Origin of the sequence: Sphingomonas sp. CFBP 8765, assembly GCF_014841445.1 — a bacterium.
In the GTDB taxonomy this organism is placed as follows: Bacteria; Pseudomonadota; Alphaproteobacteria; order Sphingomonadales; family Sphingomonadaceae; genus Sphingomonas; species Sphingomonas aerolata.
Window position 1 is genome coordinate 188572 of record NZ_JACYTY010000007.1, and the last position, 21331, is coordinate 209902.

The 21331-nt window shown below is 66.0% G+C and carries 13 protein-coding genes; 6 read left to right on the forward strand and 7 right to left on the reverse strand.

What is annotated here, in order from left to right:
* Nucleotides 1–31: 31 nt before the first annotated feature.
* From IFT87_RS16980 to IFT87_RS20925, 3 genes are read right to left on the reverse strand one after another with little or no spacing between them, the layout of a single operon-like run.
* Nucleotides 32–1618, reverse strand: a complete 1587-nt coding sequence (locus IFT87_RS16980) for a GMC family oxidoreductase (protein ID WP_192191321.1) — start codon at nucleotides 1616–1618, stop codon at nucleotides 32–34.
* 22 nt (nucleotides 1619–1640) lie between these two features.
* Nucleotides 1641–1829: an alpha/beta fold hydrolase gene (locus IFT87_RS20550; RefSeq protein WP_249403409.1), complete on the reverse strand. Its 189-nt coding sequence runs from the start codon at nucleotides 1827–1829 to the stop codon at nucleotides 1641–1643.
* Between the two features lie 2 nt (nucleotides 1830–1831).
* Nucleotides 1832–4117 carry an alpha/beta fold hydrolase gene (locus IFT87_RS20925; RefSeq protein WP_342211184.1) on the reverse strand — a complete coding sequence of 762 codons (2286 nt, stop codon included), beginning with the start codon at nucleotides 4115–4117 and terminating at the stop codon, nucleotides 1832–1834.
* Between the two features lie 64 nt (nucleotides 4118–4181).
* Here IFT87_RS20925 and IFT87_RS16995 point away from each other — a divergent pair, with 64 nt between their 5' ends.
* The 4 genes from IFT87_RS16995 (at nucleotide 4182) to IFT87_RS17010 (ending at nucleotide 8910) form a co-directional block, all read left to right on the forward strand.
* Nucleotides 4182–4817: a TetR/AcrR family transcriptional regulator gene (locus IFT87_RS16995; protein WP_192191322.1), complete on the forward strand. Its 636-nt coding sequence runs from the start codon at nucleotides 4182–4184 to the stop codon at nucleotides 4815–4817.
* Between the two features lie 691 nt (nucleotides 4818–5508).
* Complete coding sequence (gene kdgD, locus IFT87_RS17000) at nucleotides 5509–6447, forward strand: 5-dehydro-4-deoxyglucarate dehydratase (RefSeq protein WP_192191323.1); 939 nt, start codon at nucleotides 5509–5511, stop codon at nucleotides 6445–6447.
* Between the two features lie 31 nt (nucleotides 6448–6478).
* Nucleotides 6479–7369, forward strand: a complete 891-nt coding sequence (locus IFT87_RS17005) for a LysR substrate-binding domain-containing protein (protein ID WP_243645704.1) — start codon at nucleotides 6479–6481, stop codon at nucleotides 7367–7369.
* A complete protein-coding gene (locus IFT87_RS17010; protein WP_192191324.1) occupies nucleotides 7366–8910 on the forward strand; it encodes a carboxylesterase family protein in 1545 nt (514 codons plus the stop codon). The genes IFT87_RS17005 and IFT87_RS17010 overlap by 4 nt, the downstream gene beginning before the upstream one ends.
* 154 nt (nucleotides 8911–9064) lie before the next feature.
* On the opposite strand, the gene IFT87_RS17015 is transcribed toward IFT87_RS17010, so the two are convergent.
* Both IFT87_RS17015 and IFT87_RS17020 read right to left on the reverse strand, forming a co-directional pair.
* The gene (locus tag IFT87_RS17015) at nucleotides 9065–10900 is read right to left on the reverse strand and encodes a hypothetical protein (protein WP_192191325.1); all 1836 of its coding nucleotides are present in this window, start codon (nucleotides 10898–10900) and stop codon (nucleotides 9065–9067) included.
* A complete protein-coding gene (locus IFT87_RS17020; RefSeq protein WP_192191326.1) occupies nucleotides 10897–12249 on the reverse strand; it encodes an MFS transporter in 1353 nt (450 codons plus the stop codon). The genes IFT87_RS17015 and IFT87_RS17020 overlap by 4 nt, the downstream gene beginning before the upstream one ends.
* 283 nt (nucleotides 12250–12532) lie before the next feature.
* Here IFT87_RS17020 and IFT87_RS17025 point away from each other — a divergent pair, with 283 nt between their 5' ends.
* Together IFT87_RS17025 and IFT87_RS17030 are read left to right on the forward strand one after the other, a co-directional pair.
* On the forward strand, nucleotides 12533–15412 hold the full coding sequence (locus IFT87_RS17025) for a TonB-dependent receptor (RefSeq protein ID WP_192191327.1): 2880 nt from the start codon (nucleotides 12533–12535) through the stop codon (nucleotides 15410–15412).
* Between the two features lie 112 nt (nucleotides 15413–15524).
* Entirely contained in the window at nucleotides 15525–17138 is a 1614-nt protein-coding gene (locus IFT87_RS17030; RefSeq protein WP_192191328.1) for a family 43 glycosylhydrolase, read from the forward strand.
* Between the two features lie 15 nt (nucleotides 17139–17153).
* Here the strand turns inward: IFT87_RS17030 and IFT87_RS17035 are convergent, their stop codons facing one another.
* A complete protein-coding gene (locus tag IFT87_RS17035; RefSeq protein ID WP_192191329.1) occupies nucleotides 17154–18146 on the reverse strand; it encodes an alpha/beta hydrolase in 993 nt (330 codons plus the stop codon).
* A 78-nt stretch (nucleotides 18147–18224) separates the two neighbouring features.
* Nucleotides 18225–21227 carry a TonB-dependent receptor gene (locus IFT87_RS17040; RefSeq protein WP_249403410.1) on the reverse strand — a complete coding sequence of 1001 codons (3003 nt, stop codon included), beginning with the start codon at nucleotides 21225–21227 and terminating at the stop codon, nucleotides 18225–18227.
* Nucleotides 21228–21331 lie beyond the last annotated feature (104 nt).

The following is a 21331-nucleotide window of genomic DNA, read 5'->3' on the forward strand; positions in this document are numbered from 1 at the left end:
GACTATCGCGATGCCGCGGCGATGTCAGCCCTCAGCGCAGATCCTCGGCGATGAAGCGGGCGCAGCGCTCGGCGATCATGATGGTGGGCGCGTTGGTGTTGCCCGATACCAGCCGCGGCATCACCGAAGCGTCGGCGACGTAGAGGCCGGCGACGCCGTTCACGCGAAGCCGAGGATCGCACACCGCGGCCGTGTCCGAACCCATCCGGCACGTGCCGACAGGATGGTAGACGGTGTCGGCCCGCGATCGGATCAGCGCGTCGAGCGCCGCGTCGTCGCGCAGGTCGACGGGGGTGCGATCCACCGGCGTCCACGGCGACAACGCGGCCGCCGTGCAGATGCGATGGGTCAGGCGTACGCCTTCACGCAGGGTCGCGATGTCGCGCGGATCCTGCAGGAAGGCGGGATCGATCAGCGGGGCGACCGCGGCATCGTCGCTCGCCAGCCGCACCGTGCCGCGGCTCTCCGGCCGCAGCACGCAGACATGCGCCGAAAAGCCGTGTCCCTTTACCGCGACGCGACCGTGATCCTCCAGGATGGCGGGGACGAAATGCCACTGGATGTCAGCGGCCGGCGCGTCCGGGTCGATCCGCCAGAAGCCGCCGGCCTCGGCATAGGGCGTCGTCATGGCACCCGTCCGGCGGCGCCGATGCTCGACGATCGCCTTCAGCGTTCGCCAATAGCCGCCGAGCGAACGGCCGAACAGGTCGCCGCGCGGGGACGCGAAGGTCGAGACATAGTCGGGATGGTCCTGCAGGTCGCTGCCGACCGCGGGCCGATCGATCGCCACGTCGATACCATGGTCGCGCAGGTGGGCGCCGGGGCCGAGGCCCGACAGCATCAGTGTCTGCGGCGTACCGAACGCGCCGCCCGCCATCACCACCGCGCCCCGCGCGCGCAAGGTGCGGGAACCACGACGGTCGCGCACGACGACGCCGGTGGCACGGCCATGCTCGACGACGAGGCGCTCGACCATTGCCCCGGTGCGGATGTCGAGGTTCGGCCGGCTGCGGGCGGGATTGAGAAAGGCGCGCGCCGCGCTCCACCGCTCGCCGCCGCGCTGGGTGACCTGATACAGGCCGACGCCGTCCTGCCGCGGGCCGTTGAAGTCGGCATTGGCGGCGATCTGCAGGCTTTCCGCCGCGGCGACGAAGGCGCGGCTCGCCGGATTGACGTGACGCTGGTTCGATACCGACAGCGGCCCGCCCACGCCGTGATACTCGTCCGTGCCCTCCTCATTGTCCTCCGTTGCGCGGAAGAACGGTAGCACGTCCGCATAGGACCAGTCCGTACAGCCCAGCGCCGCCCAATTGTCATAATCCCAGCGGTTGCCGCGGACGTAGAGCATCGCGTTGATCGCGCTCGACCCGCCAAGGCCCCGGCCGCGCGGCTGGAACCCGCGGCGCCCGCCGAGCCCGGCTTGCGCGACGGTCTCGAACGCCCAGTTCGAGGCTTTCGGCGCCGCCGCCATCATGCCGGGCGTAGTGATCCGCCAGTCGGCGTTGGTGCCGCCCGCCTCGATCAGGCAGACCGTCAGTCCCGGGTCCGCGCTCAACAGGCCAGCGACCGCGCTGCCCCCCGATCCGCCACCGACCACGATCACGTCGAACTCGTCCATGCGCTTTTCTCCAGTGAGCCGGTCAGCGCCGGATGGTCGCGCCCTGCGTCCGGATCCAGGCGGCGGTCTCGTCGGGCCTCGTCACCGGGATCATATGGCCACCGTCGATTAGCGTCAGCGTCGCTGCCGGCACCGCGTCGGCGAAGCGCCGGCCATGGACCTGCGGGTCGAGGATCCGGTCGTCCCGGCCGTAGAGGATGCCGACCGGCACGGTCAGGTTTGGCGCGCAACCATGGCGGGCAGGTCGTCATTGGCAGCGACGAGGTCGGCAGAGGCAGCCTCGAAGTTGCCCGGCCGCGCGACCAGCGCGCCACCGCCGCGAACCGCGAAGTCGGAGGGGACGGGCTCGGGCGAGAAGGCGGCCTTGGCCCCCTTCTCGCCAGCGAGGAGCGCAGCGGGTGTGGCGAGCGTCCAGGCGACGGCCCTGCGCGCGACGGGGGACATAATGGCCAGCGGATCGAACGCCGACGGCACAGTGTCCATCGGCTGGGTCAGCGGCGCGATCAAGGCCAGGCCGCTCACGGCTTCCGGATGGTCGAGCGCCAGCGCCAGCGCGACGGCGCCACCGAGCGAGTGGCCGACCACCAGTGGCCGCTCCAGCCCCAACGCCTCGATGAAGCGTGCGACCTGCGCCGCCTGTGCGCGGACGTTTGCTGTAGCGCCCGGGGCTGAATAGCCGGAGCCCGGTCGGTCGAGCAGGATCACGCGGTGATCGGTCGCAAGCCGCTCGAGCAGCGCGTAGCTGAAGTTGCGCATCTGTCCGGCCAGCCCGTGAATCATCAGCAGCGTCGGCCCCTGTCCCTGGTCCAGATAGTGCATCCGGCGCCCGTCCACTTCGACGAAGCGACCGTCGGCCGGCACCATCCGCTCGATACGCCGTTCGGTCAGCTTGGCGAAAAGCGCCAGGCCGCCGACGGTGGCGACCGCCGCCGCCGCGGCCATCGTTCCGACCCGTACGGCGGAACGCGGCGCAGGGGAGGCCGGCAGCGGCAGGGCCGCGGTGTTCGCGCTAGCGCCCTGCCCCACTCTGCCGAAGTGCATCGTGCCGTCCTCGAGCTTGCCGAATTTTAGCGCAGCGAGGTCCAGCGCGTAGTTCTGGTGGACCTTCCACGGCGCCTTCGATCCTTGGTTCGGCAGGATGGCATTGGCGCGCTGGACGTAGCCGGAGGTGAAGCCGAGCATCGGCTCGGCAGTGACCGACGGATCATCGAGCGTCGGCGTGCAGGCCGTGTAGCCGTGCGTGTCCATGTGGCGGATCAGCCGACAGAAATAGCGCGCCGACAGGTCGCATTTCAGCGTCCACGACGCGTTGGTATAGCCAAAGGCGAGCGCCAGATTTGGCACGCCGCTGAGGCTCATGCCCTTGTAGATCAGCCGGTCGGCGGGATCGACGACCTTGCCGTCGACGACCAGCTCGACCCCGCCCATCAGGCGCATGACGAGGCCGGTGGCGGTGACTACGATGTCCGCAGGCAGTTCACGTCCCGACTCCAGCGCGATGCCGCCTTCAGTGAAGCGCGTGATATGGTCGGTGACGATCGCCGCCTTGCCGCCGCGCATCGCCTCGAACAGGTCGGCGTCGGGGACGAGGCAGATGCGCTGGTCCCACGGCGCGTAGCGGGGCTCGAAGTCGCGTTCAATCTCGTAATTGTCGGGCAGCTGCGCCCGCACGCCCTTCAGGATGAGCGCCTTCATCCGATCGGGTTTCTTGCGGGCATAGGCGTAGGTGGCGATGCCCAGGCCGACGCTCTTCCACTTTGTAGCGGCGTCGGCGAGCGATTTGGGCAGCACACGGTGCGCGGCACGCGCGAAGCCGTCCTGCGACGGGCGCGACACGATGTACGTGGGTGATCGCTGCAGCATCGTCACATGGGCCGCCTTCTCCGCCAGCGACGGGACGAGCGTCACCGCGGTCGCGCCGCTGCCGATCACCACCACGCGCTTGCCCGTCCAGTCGAGGTCGTCAGGCCAGTGCTGCGGGTGCACGACCCGGCCGGTAAACTCCGCCAGCCCTGCAAAGGAGGGCGTGAAGCCGGCTGCATAGTCGTAATAGCCGCTGCCCATATACAAGAAGCGGCAGGTCATGCGCTCGGCCCGGCCGGCGCGCTCGACCTCAACCGTCCAGCGTGCTTCAGCGGAGGACCAGGCGGCGCGGACGACGCGGGTCTGGAAGCGGATATGGCGGTCGATGCCGAACTCGGCCGCGGTATCGACGATATAGTCGCGGATCGCCTCGCCCCCCGCGATCGCCTGGTCGCCCTGCCAGGGGCGGAAGGGGAAACCGAGCGTGTACATGTCGGAATCGGAGCGGATCCCGGGATAACGGAACAGGTCCCAGGTGCCACCGATCGCGTCGCGTGCCTCAAGCACCGCGTAGCTCTTGCCCGGACAGTCGGTCTGTATCCGGTAGGCGGCGTCGACGCCCGACAGGCCGGCGCCGACAATCAGCACGTCGAACGTCTCGGCCGCGCTGTGGGTTGACGCTGCACTGGTTGCCATGCGGGGATGCTCCGATAGAATGACGCGACGATGATCGCGCTGATCTGGAAACGGAAGTTATCACTTGAAGTTGGAGACAGCAAGCCGCGACGGTCGGCGATATGGCGGCGCATCGGCGGTCGAGCGCCACGCCGATCGACGCGAGCGTTTGATCCGCGCAGCGATCATGCTCTATGGCGAACAGGGCTACCGCCGCACGACAGTGAACGCGGTCTGCCGCGCAGCCGGGCTGACGCCGCGCTATTTCTACGAGGCGTTCGACAACAGCGAGGCGCTGCTGTTGGCGACGTTCGGCGAGGTGACGCACTTCGTGACCCAGCGCGTCGCCGCGGCCGCCGACGCGGCAGGGGGCACGCCAGAGGACCGGCTGGCAGCCCTTCTCACCGCCTATTACGACCTGCTGCGTGACGATCCGGCAAGCGCCCGTGTGTTTCTGCTGGAGCTGTCCGGCATAGATCCGCGGGTCGACGCCCTGTTCGCCGGATCGATGGCCGCCTTTGCCGACCTGATCGCCGATACGCTGGCGCCAGGGCAGGCCAGCGATGCGACCGAGCCGCTTTGTCAGGCGGGCGCGATGCACGGCCTTTTGGCGGTGGCGCGCGACTGGGTGGCACGGGGCTGCAAAGAGCCGATCGTGGAGGTCGTGCGCATCGCGGAGCCGCTTTGTCGCATGCTCGTGAAAAGTGACAGCGTTGCCTAGCTTCGACATCCACAGCAGCGCGAACTTTTCGACCGGTAGAATCGCGGCTCTAACCATCAGCAAAAATCGCGCTGACAACATATGTTAAAAGTGTAACAGCGTTCACGATACGGCCAGGCAAATCTCCGAGCTTACCGTGCGGGGATCGATCGCGGTTCAGTCGCTAACTGCAACGAATTGACCAACCTGCCCTTTGCCGCGCCTCCTGAACGAACGTCCGCTTATGCCGGTCGCGGCCTGAAACCGGACAGGCCGCTTTCCACCAGAAGGGCGGCAGCGGTCCTTAAAAGACAAGATTAACCCGACATTCGCGCGCTCTTTCCCGCTTCCCTACGTTGGCCGTTCGTTCATTTGGTTGGACGTCAACTCGCTCCGCTTTCTGTGCGGTACACATGGAAGGCAAGCAGCCATGGCAGTCGTGGGGCGACATATTTGGGAACGCCGATTGCCGACCATCGGTGGATTGTCGTCCAATCTCGATCCCACCGATGAATAGCGTCAAGATTGCGTTCGAATTCACATGCTGCCAGGCGCCGTGCGGAAGAAGCGCTGATGCCTCAACGAGATTGAGCTACCAGACGCATCGATCGAGCGCGCCTTTGGTTTGGACCCGCACGGCCCCGCAACCTACCAAGATCCTCGACATGGCCGCGACACGAACGCGGACCAGACGATCGAGGGGATGCACGTTATGACGACCATGAGCCCGACCGAGATGGCGCAGCGCCTTGGCGGCGGATTGCTGTCGTTTCCCGTCACGCATTTCGATGCGGACGGCGCATTCGTCGAGGACGCGTATCGCAAGCATTGCGCGTGGATGCTCGAACACGAACTGTCCGGCCTGTTCGCGGCTGGCGGCACGGGCGAGTTCTTCTCGTTGACGCCAGCCGAAGTGGCGCAGGCCGTTGGCGCCGCCGTGGCCGAAGCCGGCGGGCGTCTGCCGGTGATCTCAGGCTGCGGCTACGGCACCGGGATCGCGACCGGGATCGCGCGCGATGCGGAGAAGGCAGGCGCCGACGGCCTGTTGCTGCTGCCGCCCTATCTGGTCGGATCAAAGCAGGAAGGGCTTGCCGCGCATGTCGAGGCGGTCTGCAAGGCGACCGGGCTCGGCGTGATCGTCTACAACCGCGACAATGCGATCATCGACGATGAGACGCTGGCGGGCTTGTGCGACCGCAATCCCAATCTGGTCGGCTTCAAGGACGGCGTCGGCGACATCGAGCTGATGACGCGCGTCTATGCGCGGATGGGCGACCGGCTGACCTATATCGGCGGCCTGCCGACCGCGGAGACGTTCGCGACGCCGTATCTGACGATGGGCGTCACGACCTATTCGTCGGCGATCTTCAACTTCCTGCCGGAATGGGCGCTGGCCTTCTACAAGGCGGTGCGGGCCGACGACCGGGTCGAGGTGCTGAACCAGTTGCGCGATTTCGTGCTGCCCTACATCACGCTGCGCAACCAGGGCCGCGGCTACGCGGTGTCGATCGTCAAGGCGGGCATGCGCGTCGTCGGACGCGATGCCGGACCGGTACGTTCGCCGCTGACCGATCTGTCGGCAGCCGAGGACGAGCGGTTGCGGGTGCTGATCGAGAAGGTCGCCCCCGCTGCACTTGCCAAGGCGGCGTGACAGCGGGCGAAAACCAACGGATAGTCCGGCGATGATGTTCGAACTGAGCCAGCTTCGCTGTTTCGTCGCCGCCGCCGAGGAACTCCATTTCGGGCGCGCAGCCCAGCGCCTGAACATGACGCAGTCGCCGCTGAGCCGGCAGATCCAGTTGCTCGAGCGGATCCTCGACGTGACGTTGCTCGAACGCACCAGCCGGCAGGTAAGCCTGACGCCTGCCGGTCGCGTGTTCCTTATCGAGGCGCGGCGCATTGTCCGGCTGTCGGAAAGCGCGGCGCTGTCGGCGCGGCGAGTGGCGAAGGGCGATGCCGGGCGGGTCGCGATCGGCTTCACCGCGGTCTCGGGGTATAATCTGGTGCCGCAGATCGTCGCGCAGGCGAGAGCGAGTCTGCCCAATATCGACCTCGAGCTGCGCGAGATGGTGACGACCGACCAAGTCGATGCGTTGTTGACCGGGCTGATCGACATCGGCTTCGTCCGGCCGCCGCTCGATCGCCACGAGTTCGACACCGCGTGCGTGCAGGTCGAGCCGCTCGTCGTCGCGCTGCCTGCCGGTGATCCGCGACAGGCGAAGGCGGTCCTCGAACTCAGCGATTTCGATGGCTTGCCGCTGATCATGTATGCGCGGCAGGGCGCGGGGTATTTCCACCAGATGCTTATCGGGCTGTTCGACGGTGCGGGGGTGTCGCCACACTATGTCCAACACGTGACGCAGATCCATTCGATGCTGGGGCTCGTACATGCGGGACTGGCTGCTGCGATCGTGCCGGAATCCGCATCGGGGCTGCACATGATCGACGTACAGTTCCGCCGGCTTGCGACCGAGCCCGAAAAGCCTGTCGAGCTGCACATGGCGTGGCGGCGCGACAACAGTAACCCGGCGCTGGAGCCGATGCGGCGGCTGTGCGCTGAAACCGCGGCGTGATCGATCGGCGCGCAGTGCTCGCCGGTATCGCGGCGACACCGGCGCTGGTTGCGGCGCGCACACCGGGCGATCCGGTGGCGACGACGCGCTACGGTCGAGTGCGCGGGACGGTCGACCGCGACGTGCTGGTCTTTCGCGGGGTGCGCTATGGGGCGGATACGCGCGCGCGCCGGTTTGCGCGCGCGGTGCCGCCGACGCCTTGGACCGACATTGCCGATGCCACGCGGTACGGCGCCGCCTCCCCACAGACGAAGGTGACCGAGCCGACCAGCGAGGATTGCCTGTTCCTCAACGTCTGGACGCCCGCCCTTGACGCGGCGCGGCGGCCGGTCATGGTCTATATCCACGGTGGCGCGCACGCGCATGGGTCGGGGTCCGATCCGCTGTATGACGGCGGCGCTCTGGTGCGGCGCGGCGACGTGGTGGTCGTTACGCTGAACCACCGGCTGGCGGCGCTGGGCTATGCGTATCTCGCGCAACTGAGCGGGCCGGCGGAATCAGGCAATGTCGGCAATATCGACATCATCCTTGCGCTGCAATGGGTGCGCGACAATGTCGCCGCGTTCGGTGGCGATCCGGGGCGGGTGATGCTGTTCGGCCAGTCGGGCGGCGGCGCCAAGATCGTGACTCTGATGGCGATGGCTGAGGCGCGGCCGCTGTTCCACGCAGCTGCGACGATGAGCGGCCAGCACGTCACGGCCGCCGGGCCGAACCACGCGACGATCCGCTCGCGTGCGCTGATGGCGAAGGCCGGCGCTGGCGATTTTGCGGCGCTCAAGGCACTGCCGGTCGAGCGGCTCGTCGAGGCGATGGCGATGACCGACCCGATCGAGGGCAAGGGCGAACTCAGCTTCACCTCCACGCTCGATCATCATGTCCTGACGCGTCATCCCTTCTATCCCGACGCCCCTGGCGAGGCGGCGCATATCCCGCTGATCGTCGGCAACACGCATGACGAAACCGGGTTGTGGATCGGCGAGATCCTGAAGCGTGGCGACACGAGTTGGGAGAATCTTCCCGAGCGGCTCGTGCGCGAGATGACCAAGGACCTCGCGCCCGATCACGTGATCGCGCGCTATCGCGAACTCTATCCCGATCGAACGCCGGGGCAGATCCTGCTGGCGGCGTCGACTGCGGGGCGGTCGTGGCCCGGGCATCTGATCCAGGCGGAGGAGCGCGCGAAGATCGGCGCGCCCACCTGGATGTATCAGCTCGACTTTCCCTCACCGGAAGCGGGCGGCGTGCTCGGTGCGTTCCATTCGCTCGATATCGGGCTGGTGTTCGATAATACGCGAGAGCCGAGCGCGCGTACGGGTGATGGCCCGGAGGCGCGGCGACTTGCCGGGCGGATGGCGGATGCGTTCATCGCGATGGCACGCACGGGTGATCCGAACTGCGCGAGCGTGCCGGCTTGGCGGCGCTATGACCTAGCGCGGCGCTCGACGATGATCTTCGATCGGACGGTGCGGATTGAGGACGATCCCCGGCGTGAGGAGCGGCTGCTGTTCGCGGTTGCGCAGTATATCAAGCCGGGCGGATAATCTTCGATCCTCCCCTCCAAAGGGGGGGGTGGCACCGAAGGTGACGGAGGGGAAAGACACGGAACCTCTGTTTCGCTTACCTCCCCCTCCGTCTGGCAAGGGTCTGACACCTCCCCCCCCCCCGGCGGGGGAGAATTATAGAATGCGGCGATTATTACCGATCCCACGGAAACGCGAGCGTCGGGCGGTTGGCATAACGCCGCATGCGCAACGCGAGCCGCGCGCCACAACCGGGTTCGAGCCTCAGCATGAACGCCGCGCCGGCGATATCGACCGTGCGGCCGTCGATGTTCACGGCGTCGATCCGGTGCTCGGCATAGGCACCACCTTGGACCACCACAGTCCGCGGATGCGAAGTGCTCAGGTTCACTAACGTCACCTCCGCCGTCGTGTCGCCCAGCATATGCACCAGCGCCGCGACGTCTTCCGGCACACCCGCACGTTTGCGGTCCGCGTCGAAATAGCGGAGCCGGCAGTGGAGCGGCACGCCGCCCTGCGAGGGCGAGGTCTTCGACCAGGGCGGACGGGCGATGTGCAGACCGCCGGTCATCAACTGGACGAGGCTGGTGACATTGGCGGGGTTGATGTCGATCGGCCAGTCGGCAAGCCGGGTTTCGGGTGTCGTCGGATCGGCGAGGCGCGCAGCGACGCGGTCGGCGACATTTTTCAGATCGGCACGCAATGCGGTCACGGCGTAACTGGGGTTCGAACCTTCCAGGAAGCTGACCCACGGATGATCGCCGGCTGCGGCCCGATCGGCCGGCGCTTGCGACACGTACCAGATCTCGAAGCCATTGGTCTTGAACGGACCGGGCTGCCAGCCATACCAGCCATCCGCACCGTGCATCGTCGGCGTCGACAGGACCCCGTCGATCGTCTTTGCCTGCCCATTGATCCGCGCGGTCTGGCGGCGCCAGACGTCGATATACCCCTGATCGCCGGTCAGCAGGGTGCCGGTCATGAACGCGGTGATCGAACGGGGCACACGGTTGCGGTTTTCGCGCTTGCCGGTTTGCGGCACGATCGGCGAGAAGCCCCAGCCATAGACGCCGCTCCACCAGTCGCGCGGCACGACACCGTCGAGACCGACCCGGCTGGGGATGATGTCGCCGTTCGCCTTGGCGCGGCCGACCCAGGCGTCGAGATAGTCAAGTGCCCAAGTCCGGTATCGCTCCCCTGCCCCCAGCGCATACGCGTTGAGCCCGAGCGCCGTCGCCTGCAGGTTGAGCGGGTTGTCGCCGACGACGTCGCCATATTCGGCATAATGCGCGAGCGTCTGCGCGTAGGTCGTTTCGCCGTGCTCCATGTGGAAGCGTTCGCCGGCTGCGAACGGATCGCCGGCCCAGTCGAGTTCGGTCGCGCGGCGCAGCATCGGGCCCCGGCTGCCGTTCATCAGGCTGCGCATGATCCGCAGCTTCGGATCGTAATTGCGCGTGGTCAGATCGCGGCCGGTGTAGAAATCGGCGTAACGACGCGTCCGCTCGATCAGCTTCAGATCACGCGGGCCGGACAGCCCCATCAGGTTGAAGGTCGTCAGCCCCTCCGCATTGTGCTGCCAATCCATCTGGACGGGAAACTCGCGGAAATACATACCCGCGCGAGCGATCGGCACGTCGACCGTTCGCGCGGCGGTAAACTGCTTGAGATGCCCTTCCCACGCCCGTGCATACAGATCGCGGATGCTATCGGGGCCGCCGAGCGCGTGCAGGATCGCCCAGTCATTCGTTGCTTCCGCCGCATCGTCGGGACCATCGTTCGCACCCCATCGCTCGAACACGCGCAGCCACCCGCGGTTATCGACATACTTTGCGTAGAACGCCTCGCACGCCTCCGCATTGGCGGCGAGCAGCCGGCGTTGCAGAATCGCCCATTCCGGCGCTGCCATCGGTGTCTTGACCCGCAACGTCGCAGACGCTGCTCGGGCGACGGCAGGGAGCGTGGCGAGCGCGGCGGCGGCACCACCGAGCAGCGTGCGGCGATCGACGGTCATGCGGCCAGCTCGACACGGCGGATCGGGCCGACGATCACCAGGAACGAGAAGATCGTCAGCAGGCAATGCGCGCCGACGAACACCAGCGCCCAGTCGAACGATCCCGTGGCGCCGACGATGAAGCCGATCACGATCGGCGTGACGATCCCGGCGACGTTGCCGAACATGTTGAACACACCGCTGGTCAGCCCGGCGAGCTGCTTCGGCGCGACATCCGACATCACCGCCCAGCCGAGCGACGCGACTCCCTTGCCGAAGAACGCGACCGCCATCAGCGTGACGACCAGCCATTCCGCCTCGACGAACACGCACGCGATGATCAGCGTCGCCAGCAGCATCCCGAACACCAGCGGCACTTTCCGCGCGATGTCGATCGACCCGGTACGCTTGAGCAGCAGGTCGGACGTGTAGCCGCCGACCAGCCCGCCGACGAACCCGCAGAGGGCCGGCGCCGCGGCAGCGAAGCCGGCCTCCATGATGTTCAACCCGCGCTCCTTCACCAGGTAGATCGGAAACCAGGTGACGAAGAAATAGGTCAGCACGTTAATGCAATATTGGCCGAGATAGATGCCGAGCAGCATCCGGTTCGCCAGCAGCTGGCGCAGGTTCATCCACGAAAACGCCTGTGGGCGATTGGCGGCATCCTCCATCCGGATCAGCCCGCCGCCCGCCTCGATATGCGCGAGCTCGGCGGCATTGATCTTCGGGTGGCGGACCGGGCTGTGGATGTAGCGGACGAACAGCGCGGTCGCGGCGAGCCCGATCGCGCCCATCACCCAGAACACCGCGCGCCAGCCATAGCTGTGCACCAGCCAACCCATCAGCGGGGCGAAGGCGACGAGCGAGAAATACTGCGCCGAATTGAAGATCGCTGACGCGGTGCCACGTTCTGCGCCAGGAAACCAGGCGGCGACGAGGCGAGCATTGCCCGGAAACGACGGCGCCTCGGCGAGACCGACGAGGAAGCGCAGCGCGAACAGCATCACGACCGCGGACACGCCCGCGATCAACCCGGTCAGCCCCTGCGTGGCCGTGAACAGCGACCAGGCCAGGATCGCGCCGGCATAAACGCGCTTCGTACCGAAATTGTCGAGCAGCAGCCCGCCGGGAATCTGCGCAAGGACATAGGCCCAGGCGAAGGCGGACAAGATGAAGCCGGTTTGCACCGACGACAGCCCGAGTTCGGTCGATGCGGCCGAGCCAGCGATCGAGAATGTCGCACGGTCGGCATAGTTGATCGACGTGATCAGGAAGATCAGCGCGATCACGCGGTAGCGCACCGCGGTCGGGCGCGCGGCCACGCCTCCTGCAACCGCTTCTTCGGCGGGGGCTGCTGCGGCGATCGTCATGCTTCGCTCTCCTGTCCGGCACTCGATCTACGCGAGTGTTCCAGTCCGGTGTATCGAGCAGAACGGGGGCGGTCCAAGTCCGAAAACGGGTTGATCCAGCCAAACCACGACTTGATCGGATGACTGAGCAAGATGCCGGTGCCGCATCAGTGCATCGTTCGCATCGATCGATGTCGGAATGAGATTGGCTTAGGCGGCCGCACCCGGCCTAACACAGATTGCGACAGACCGGCTCCAACGAAGCCGGCAGCAGGCACATTGTGCCGGATTTAGGGGAGTGAGTATGACCGGGATTCGCAGGTTCAAATCCGTGCTGGCCGTGTCGAGTGCGATCGTCGCCTGCTCGCTGGCAACGATGGCCCATGCCCAGAGCGTACCGGAAACGACCGCGCAGAAAGAGGCGCGTGCCGCCGGCAGCACCACCGATACCGACGCGCCTCCCGCCTCCCCTGCCCTGCCGCCCGAGCAGAGCGTGACCGATGCGCCGCTGGCCGCGGATGCGCCGGATATCGTCGTCACCGGGTTTCGCGCAAGCCTCAACAGCGCGATCAACATCAAGCGCACGCAGACCGCGACCGTCGATGTCATCAAGGCCGAGGACATCGCCGAATTCCCCGACCTGAACCTCGCGGAATCGCTGCAGCGCATCCCCGGCGTCTCGATCAGCCGCGTCAACGGCGAAGGCCGCAACATCTCGGTCCGCGGCCTAGGGCCCGATTACACGCGCGTGCGGATCAACGGGATGGAGGCGATCGGGACTACCGGCGGCACCGACAATTCGGGTGGCGTGAATCGTGGCCGCGGCTTCGATTTCAACATCTTCTCATCCGACCTGTTCAACAGCATCGCGGTCCGCAAGACCGCCACCGCCGACGTCGAGGAGGGCTCGCTGGGCGGCACCGTCGACCTGCAGTCGTCGCGCCCGTTCGACTACAAGAAGGCGACCGCGGTCGTCTCGGCGAGCGCCAGCTACAACGATCTGCGCGAGAAGGTGACGCCGAAGATCTCGGGGTTGATCACCAAAACCACGGATGACGGCCGGTTCGGCGTGCTGCTGTCGGTCGCGTACGAAGAGCGTGCGATCAAGGAAGAGGGCGCGAACATTACGCGCTGGACTTATGGCGGGTTCAACGCCGGGTTCAACGCGGCCTCGACCTTGCCGGGCAAGACGCTCGGCCAGATCAACGATCCCAACCCCGCGACCGGGCTGTACCATCCGCGCATTCCCGGGCTCGTCAGCTACGACATCTTCCAGAAGCGGCTGGGCGCTGCTGGATCGGTCCAGTTCCAGCCGACGCCCAAGACCTTGATCTCGCTCGACGCGCTGTATTCGCGGCTCGACGGCACGCGCAAGGAATCGCAGTTGCAGGCGATCAGCTTCAGTCGGTCGGGGACGGGCAAGCCGCAGACGATCATCCGCGACGGCGTGGTCGACGGCGACAACAACATCATCAGCGGCACGTTCGACAATGTCGATCTGCGCACCCAGTCGCGCTACGACAAGCTGGTCACCGATTTCTATCAGGTGACCGGCACGCTCGACCAGAAGTTCGGCGAGAACTTCAAGGTCGGTGCGGTCGTCGGCTACGCGGATTCGGCGTTCAGCAACCCGATCCAGTCGACCGTAACGATCGATGCCGCCAACACGCCTAATTTCTTCTACGATTTCAGCACCCGGTTTCCGACGATCAAGCCGGGCGTCGACCTGACCAACCCGAACAGCTTCGCCTTCACCAGCGGCACGTCGGAAGTCCGCATCCGCCCGCAGACCGTCAACAACAGCTTCACCAACGCGAAAACGTTTGCGGAATGGACGGTCAATCCGTTGCTGAAGCTGAAGGTCGGCGTCGACTGGCGCCGGTTCGATTACAGCTCGACCGAGCAGCGGCGTCTGTCCGGGGAGTCCGTCGTGCAGACCCTGACGCCCGCGCAGCTCGCCGCCGCGACGACGCTGTTCTCGGGCTTCGGCAAGGGGCTCGACACGCCGGCCGGTACGCCAACGGCATGGGTCGTCCCCGATCTCGCCAAGTTCGCCGAACTCTACGGCATCTATTCGAACCCGCTCTACGCGACCGGTGGCGTGACCAACGCGAGTGCGCGCGGATCGTACATCACCGTTCGTGAGGACGATATCGGCGGCTGGGGCATGGCGGAGTTCAACTTCGCCGATCGAGGCCTGCCGATCCGCGGCGATGTCGGCGTGCGCTACGCCAATACCGACCAGCGCTCGACCGGCTATGCGGGACAAGGCGTCGCGACCAACCTGGTCGTCGCAGACCGCAGCTATCATCGCTGGCTGCCGTCGGGGAACCTGGTGATGGACGTTACCGATACGCTGCTGGTCCGGTTCGCCGCCGCCAAGACGCTCGCGCGTGCCGGCATTTCGGCTATCGCGCCGGGCGGCAATCTCAGCGTTTCGGGTGGCAATCGCTCCTTCAGCAGCGGCAACCCCGATCTGAAGCCGACGGAATCGGACAATCTCGACGTCTCGGTCGAATGGTATCCGACGCGCGGCGCGATCTATGCGGTGTCGGCGTTCCAGAAGGACATCGGCACGTTCGTCCAGTCGCTCAGCACCACCGTTCCGTTCAGCAGCCTGGGACTGCCTGATTCGCTTCTTGCCGGCACGAGCGCATCGCCGACCGATCTGTTCATCGTCAGCCAACCGGTCAATTCGAGCGGCGGCCGGCTGAAGGGCTTCGAGGTGAACGTGCAACAGCCCTTCAGCTTCCTGCCGGGGTTCCTGTCCAATTTCGGCGTGCTGGCGAACTACACGCACGTGACGTCGAACATCCAATATCTGACGTCCGCGACCGGTGGAGCGTCGGTGACCGCGCCGCTGATTGGGCTGTCGAAGCATGCCGCCAACGGCACGCTGTATTTTGAAACGGCCAAGTTCCAGATCCGCGGGTCGATCGCCTATCGCTCGCGCTATCTCACCGCCGTACCCGGGACCGAGGGAAATTCGTATAACGGCACGAGCGGCACGACCAACGTCGATGCGCAGATGTCCTACAACCTCACCGATAATCTGAAGTTCAGCATCGAGGCGATCAACCTTACGGATCAGGTCAACGACCAGTTCGTCGACGAGTCCAACCGCCTGAACGTGCTGACGCATAGCGGTCGCCAGTTCACGGCGGGAATGCGGTTCTCGTTCTGACGGTTCAGCGATCTCCGCTGCACCTCGGCAATCATCGACCTCTGGAGCATCATGCTGGTACGACAGGTTTCGACATTCCGGTCACGACGCCAAATCAGGACAGGACATGCGCATGACCTATAACCGCCGCGAGACCTTCGGACTGGCATTGGCGGGCGGTGCGGTCGCACTCGTGCCGCCCACCCCCGCGGTCGCGGAGCCTCCCAAGCCCGATACGTGCGTACAGCGGTTCGAGGACGACTGGCGGCGTGGCTTCGACGGCCAGCGGGTGGCCGATCTTGGCGACGGTCGCTTTCTCAATCCGCTGATCGCCGGAGACCATCCCGATCCCGCCATCCTGAAGGACGGCGCGGACTATTACATGACCTTCTCCAGCTTCGATTCCTATCCGGGCTTGACGATCTGGCACAGCCGCGACCTGGTGAACTGGCAACCGCGCAAGGCCGCATTGACGAAGAACATCGGCTCGGTCTGGGCGGTCAGCCTCGAGAAACACGACGGCCGCTACTTCCTGTATATCCCGGTCAAGGCCAAGCCGAACGCGATCCACGTGATCTGGGCCGATCATATCGACGGCCCGTGGTCCGACCCGATCGACCTCGGGCTGCCCGACCATATCGATCCCTGCCACGCGGTCGGCGAAGACGGATCGCGCTGGCTGTTCCTGTCGGGCGGCGACCGGATCCGGCTCGCCGCCGACGGCCTGTCGACGGTCGGCAAGGTCGAGCATGTCTACGATCCGTGGCGCTATCCCGACACTTGGGACGTCGAGGGCTTCAGTCCCGAAGGACCGAAGATCGTCCGCCACGGCGGCTGGTTCTACATGATCACCGCGGTCGGCGGCACCGCCGGGCCACCGACCGGGCACATGGTGATCGTCGCCCGCTCGCGCTCGATCCACGGTCCCTGGACGAACGATCCCGCCAACCCGGTGGTGCGAACCGTGAGCACCGACGAGAAATGGTGGTCGCGCGGTCATGCCAGCCTTGTCGAGGCGCCCGACGGCAGCTGGTGGTCGATCTATCACGGCTTCGAGAACGGCTATTGGACACTCGGTCGGCAGGCGCTGCTCGATCCGATCCGCTGGACCGCGGATGGCTGGTTCGCGATGACCGGTGGCGATCTGTCGAAGCCGCTTGCGAAGCCGAAAGGCGGCGCCGCGCTACCCCACGGCCAACCGCTCTCCGACGACTTTCGCACGCTACAAATCGGCAGCAAATGGAATTTCTTTCGACCAGGGCCTGACGAACGCAACCGGGCACGGGCCGAAGGCGGTGCGTTGATCCTGAAAGCCACCGGCACCGCGCCGGTGGATTCGTCGCCGCTGATGCTGATCGCCGGCGACCAGGCCTACCGGTTCGAATGCGATGTCGAGATCGCCCCCGGCGGTACCGCAGGACTCGTGCTGTTCTACGACGACAAGCTGTATTGTGGGCTCGGCTTCGACGAGCGCCGGTTCGTCACGCACCAATATGGCAACGAGCGTGGGCGTCCCGCCAATCCGCACGGACGCCGCATGCGGATCCGGATCACGAACACGCGTCACATCGTTGCGATCCATACCAGCGGCGATGCGGGCAAGAGCTGGCACCGCTTCGACCGCGGCATGGAGGTTTCGGGCTATCATCACAATGTCCGCGGCGGGTTCCTGATGCTGCGCCCCGGCCTGTATTCGGCCGGCAGCGGCGAGGCCCGTTTTCGCCACTTCCGGTACCAGGCGCTCTGACCGCGGCGCGCTTGGCTACCCAAGGCCTTGCGCGCGCGCCCATTCCTCGAACAGCGTCGGCCAAAAAGCTGCCGGCTTGCCGACCGCTTTGCTCAGGCCGAAACCATGTCCCCCGGTCGCGAACAGATGCGTTTCCACCGCCACGCCGGCCTTGATCGCAGCCGCTCGAAACGCCAGCGTATTGTCGACGACGACGCTCCGATCGTCTTCGGCGTGGACGAGGAAGCAGGGCGGCGTCGCCGACGTGACGTTCGAAGCGGTCGAATGCGCGTACTCCAGGGCGGGCGTCGGCGACGGTCCGAGCAGCAGCGTACGTGACCCGGGATGCGCGAGCGGCAAGGTCATCGATTGCACGGCGTACATCAGCGCAGCGATGTCGGGCCGTGGGCTGCCTCGATCTGTGCTATCGACCGGCGGGTAGGTATTCTGCGCGAACCGGGTCGCCAAATCGCCACAGACATGGCCGCCCGCCGAGAAGCCCATCGCAGCAACGCGGTCGGGCTTGATTCCGTATGTGCCAGCGCGTGCACGGATTAGCCGCATCGCCCGTTGCGCATCGGACAAGGGAACGTCGGGCCCGGCCGCCCAGCCATCGCCGGGCAGCCGATAGAACAGCACGAACACCGTCCAGCCACGATCCGCCAGCCAGCGCGCGATCTCATACCCCTCGCGGTCGACGACGATCCGGACATAACCGCCGCCCGGCATCACCAGCACCGCCGATCCGTTCGGCTTGGCGGGCCGGAACACGACCATGCGCGGACGGGCGATACCGTGGACGGCGCGATCGGTAGCCGCGGCACCGGTCGCCCGGTCCTCGACAATCTCGACTGGCAGTCTCGATGGCGCACCCGGCGCTCCGGCTGGCCATAGGTCGATCGTTTCGGTCGGGTCCGGCTGCTTCGGCCCTCGCCCCCCGACCTGCTCGGGCGGTGGAGTCTGCGCATCGACGCCGGTCGACAGACCGACGGCCAGCGTCCCCAGGATTGCACTCCGACGATCGATCATGCGCTTCGGCCCATCAAAAAAATGGGCGCACTCCGTGAGGAATGCGCCCGAGGAGAGGAGAAACTATGCCCGGTGCGCCTACATCTTGAAGCGCGCGCCGACGAGGAAGGTGCGGCCGAAGTGGTTGTTCTCGTAGTTCCGATTGGCGTCGAGATCGACGTAGCGGCTGCGATAATTGTCGGTCAGGTTGGTCCCTTCGAGCGATACCTCAAGTGCCGGCGTCAGCTTGTAGCGCATCGACGCATCGACGTTGGTCGTCGCGCCATAACCCTCGAACAGATTGCCGGTCGCCGACGCACCGTCGATATACGGGCTGCGATAGCTGATCGATCCGCGCGCGCTGAATTTCGCATCCTCGTAATACAGCGTGCCGTTATAGGCGCGCTTCGACAGGCCGTAGAGCGTCGCCGAGCGGGTCGTGTTCGGCAGCGCGCCGAGCGTGCCCGCAGGCGTGACGATCGTCGTCGCCGGACCACCTTGCGAATAACCGGCGCTGGAGTCGACGAAGGTCGCGTTGGCCAAGGCGCCGAAGTTGCGCAGGAAACCGGGCAGGAAGCGGAAGGTCGTCTGGAGCGAGATTTCCGCCCCCTTCAACGACGCGCCCGTGCCGTTGATCGGCGAGGTGATCTGCCACAACTGGCCCTCCGGAGCCCCCGCGGCAGGCGAGCTTGCCGGGATCACCGAAAGCGGCAGGCCGGTCGACGCGAACGTCCCGCTGCGCGTCGCCGAGACCGGGAAGCTCTCAACATTCTTCTTGAACAGCGCGACCGAGAAGATCGACTGCGGTGCGAAATACCATTCCGCCGAGATATCGAACGCGGTCGCGCGGAACGGATCGAGCTGCGGATTGCCGAACGTCACGCGGTAGTTGAAGCCATCGACCGAACCGCCCGGCGTCAGGCTGCCGAGGCTCGGCCGGGTCAGCACCTTGGCGATCGCACCGCGGATGATGACGTCTTCGGCCGGGAAAAGCGCGACGTTGATCGCGGGCAACCAATCGTCATAGGTGCGCTCGACCGTCGCGGGGGTATTGACGGTTACACCAGCGACGGTCGCCGAGGACAGCCCGGTCGAGCGCTGCTTGGTGTGGACGTAACGGATGCCGGCATTGGCAGCATACCGCAGCCCGAGGATATCACCCTTAACGTCGAACTCCGTGTAGCCGCCGGTCACCTGCTCGGAGACGCTGCGGGTGTCACCGACCAGCACGGTCGCGGGCCGGTTGTAGAGCCCGGTATACGCCGCCGACGCATCGATGTTCGGGATCAGGAAGCTAGTCGTCGTCCCCGCAGGCTGGCCGGCCTTTCCGAGATTGAAGATCTCGCCAAGGTTTCCGGCTGGGAACCCGTACACCGCGGTCGGTCCGAACAGCGTGTTCGGCGAGCAGGTCAGCGTCCCCAGCACGACATCGCGACCGCCGGCGTTGGGGCAGACGACGGCATCGCGCGAGAAGCCCTGCGTATCGAAGGTGAACTTGCGGTACAGCCCGCCCGCCTTGATCTGGAAGCCTTCCGTGACGTCCCACTCGGTCCGCAACTGCGCGGTGCGGAACTTGTTGACCGTTTCCGACGGCCGATCGCGAATTTCCGCCAACTGGAAGTTCGCGGGATCGGTGACGCTGGTGCCGAAGGTCAGCTTCGGGCTCTTCATGTCGGTATAGTCGTAGCTATACCCCTGCGCGTCGCGGTCGTCGAACACGAAGGTCGTCTCGACCGGGATCGTCGCATCGGACTTCGAGATGCCGCCCATCAACGTGAAGCGCAGCTTGTCCGTGACATCCTGATCCCAGCTGCCGCCGATCTGGTAGAATTCGGTCTGCGACTTGCGCAGATAATGCTCGGTACGGACCCAGGCGTCGTTGAGCGTCGCCTTGATCAGGTTGTTGTTCGAATCGATCGTATAGTTGCTGAGATCGATCGACCGCTCGTTGGAACGCAGCAGGACTTCGCCCCATTTCTCCTCGCGGGTTTCCTTGAAGCGCGAATAGAGGCCGTCGATCGACACCTTGGTGGCATCGCTTGGCGACCATTGCACGCTGCCGGTGATCCCCAGCCGCTCGCGCTCGTGCCGGACCGAGCCGTAGCGCGGGATACGCGGATGGAAGGCGAGCGCGGCCGCGGTGCATGCGGTGCTCGGTACATAGACGCCGCCGCGGTTCTGCGTGGTGTAGCAGCGCGTACCGTTGACCGAATCGAACGGGGCCTGTGCCCAGCGCACCGTGTTGTTGCCGAGCTCAAAATTGTTGGTCTTCGAATAGGCGGCGGACGCCGCGACGCCGAAGCTGCCATCGGCCGATTTCCACGACAGCAGTCCGGCAAGGCGCGGCCCGGTATTCTTGCTCAGATCATTGTAGCTGGCCTGGGCAGACCCGACCGCGGTGAAGCCGGTCTTGCCGCCAAGCGGGTTGCCCGTGTTGAGATCGACGACCGCCCCCAGCGAGCCTTCGTCGAGCGAAGCCTCCGCGGTCTTGTGGACGACGATCGAGTTGAACAGCTCGGATGCGAAGACGTTGAAATCGAACGCGCGATCGCGGTTCGAACTGGCGCCGTCGGTCGAGGTGGCGACCGTCTCCATACCGTTGACGCGCACGCGCGTGAACTGCGCGCCGAGACCGCGCACCGTGATCGCGCGACCTTCGCCGGCATCGCGCTGGATCGAAATACCCGGGATACGCTGGAGTGATTCGGCAAGGTTCTGATCGGGAAACTTGGCGATGTCCTCGGCGACGATCGCGTCGACCGCGGCGACCGACTGGCGCTTGACGTTGAGCGCAGCGTCGAGCGACTTGCGGAAGCCGGTGACGATGATCTCGGCGGTCTCGCCTTCCGCCTGCACCGTCTCCGGGGCGGTCTGCGGTGCGGTGGTCGCGGCCTGATCCACGGTCTGGCCCTGCGGCACGACGGCCGTCTGTGCGGGCGACGGATCGACCTGCGCCGGCGTTCCCGGCGATACGCTGTTGGGGATCTGTGCAGCCTGCGCCGCTGCGATCGAAGGCATCGCGAGCGCCAGAACCAGACTGCCCGCAGACACGCCGCCCAGCCAGCCCATCCGTCGAACCGCAACCGTTGCTTGAACTTCCATTGCATCCACTCCCCGTTCGGCGATCACCGATGACACCGGTTGCGCTATCGGCGGCTCGCCGTTGCGCTTCCGACCTGACTATCTTGGAGAGTTCGAACCGTTAC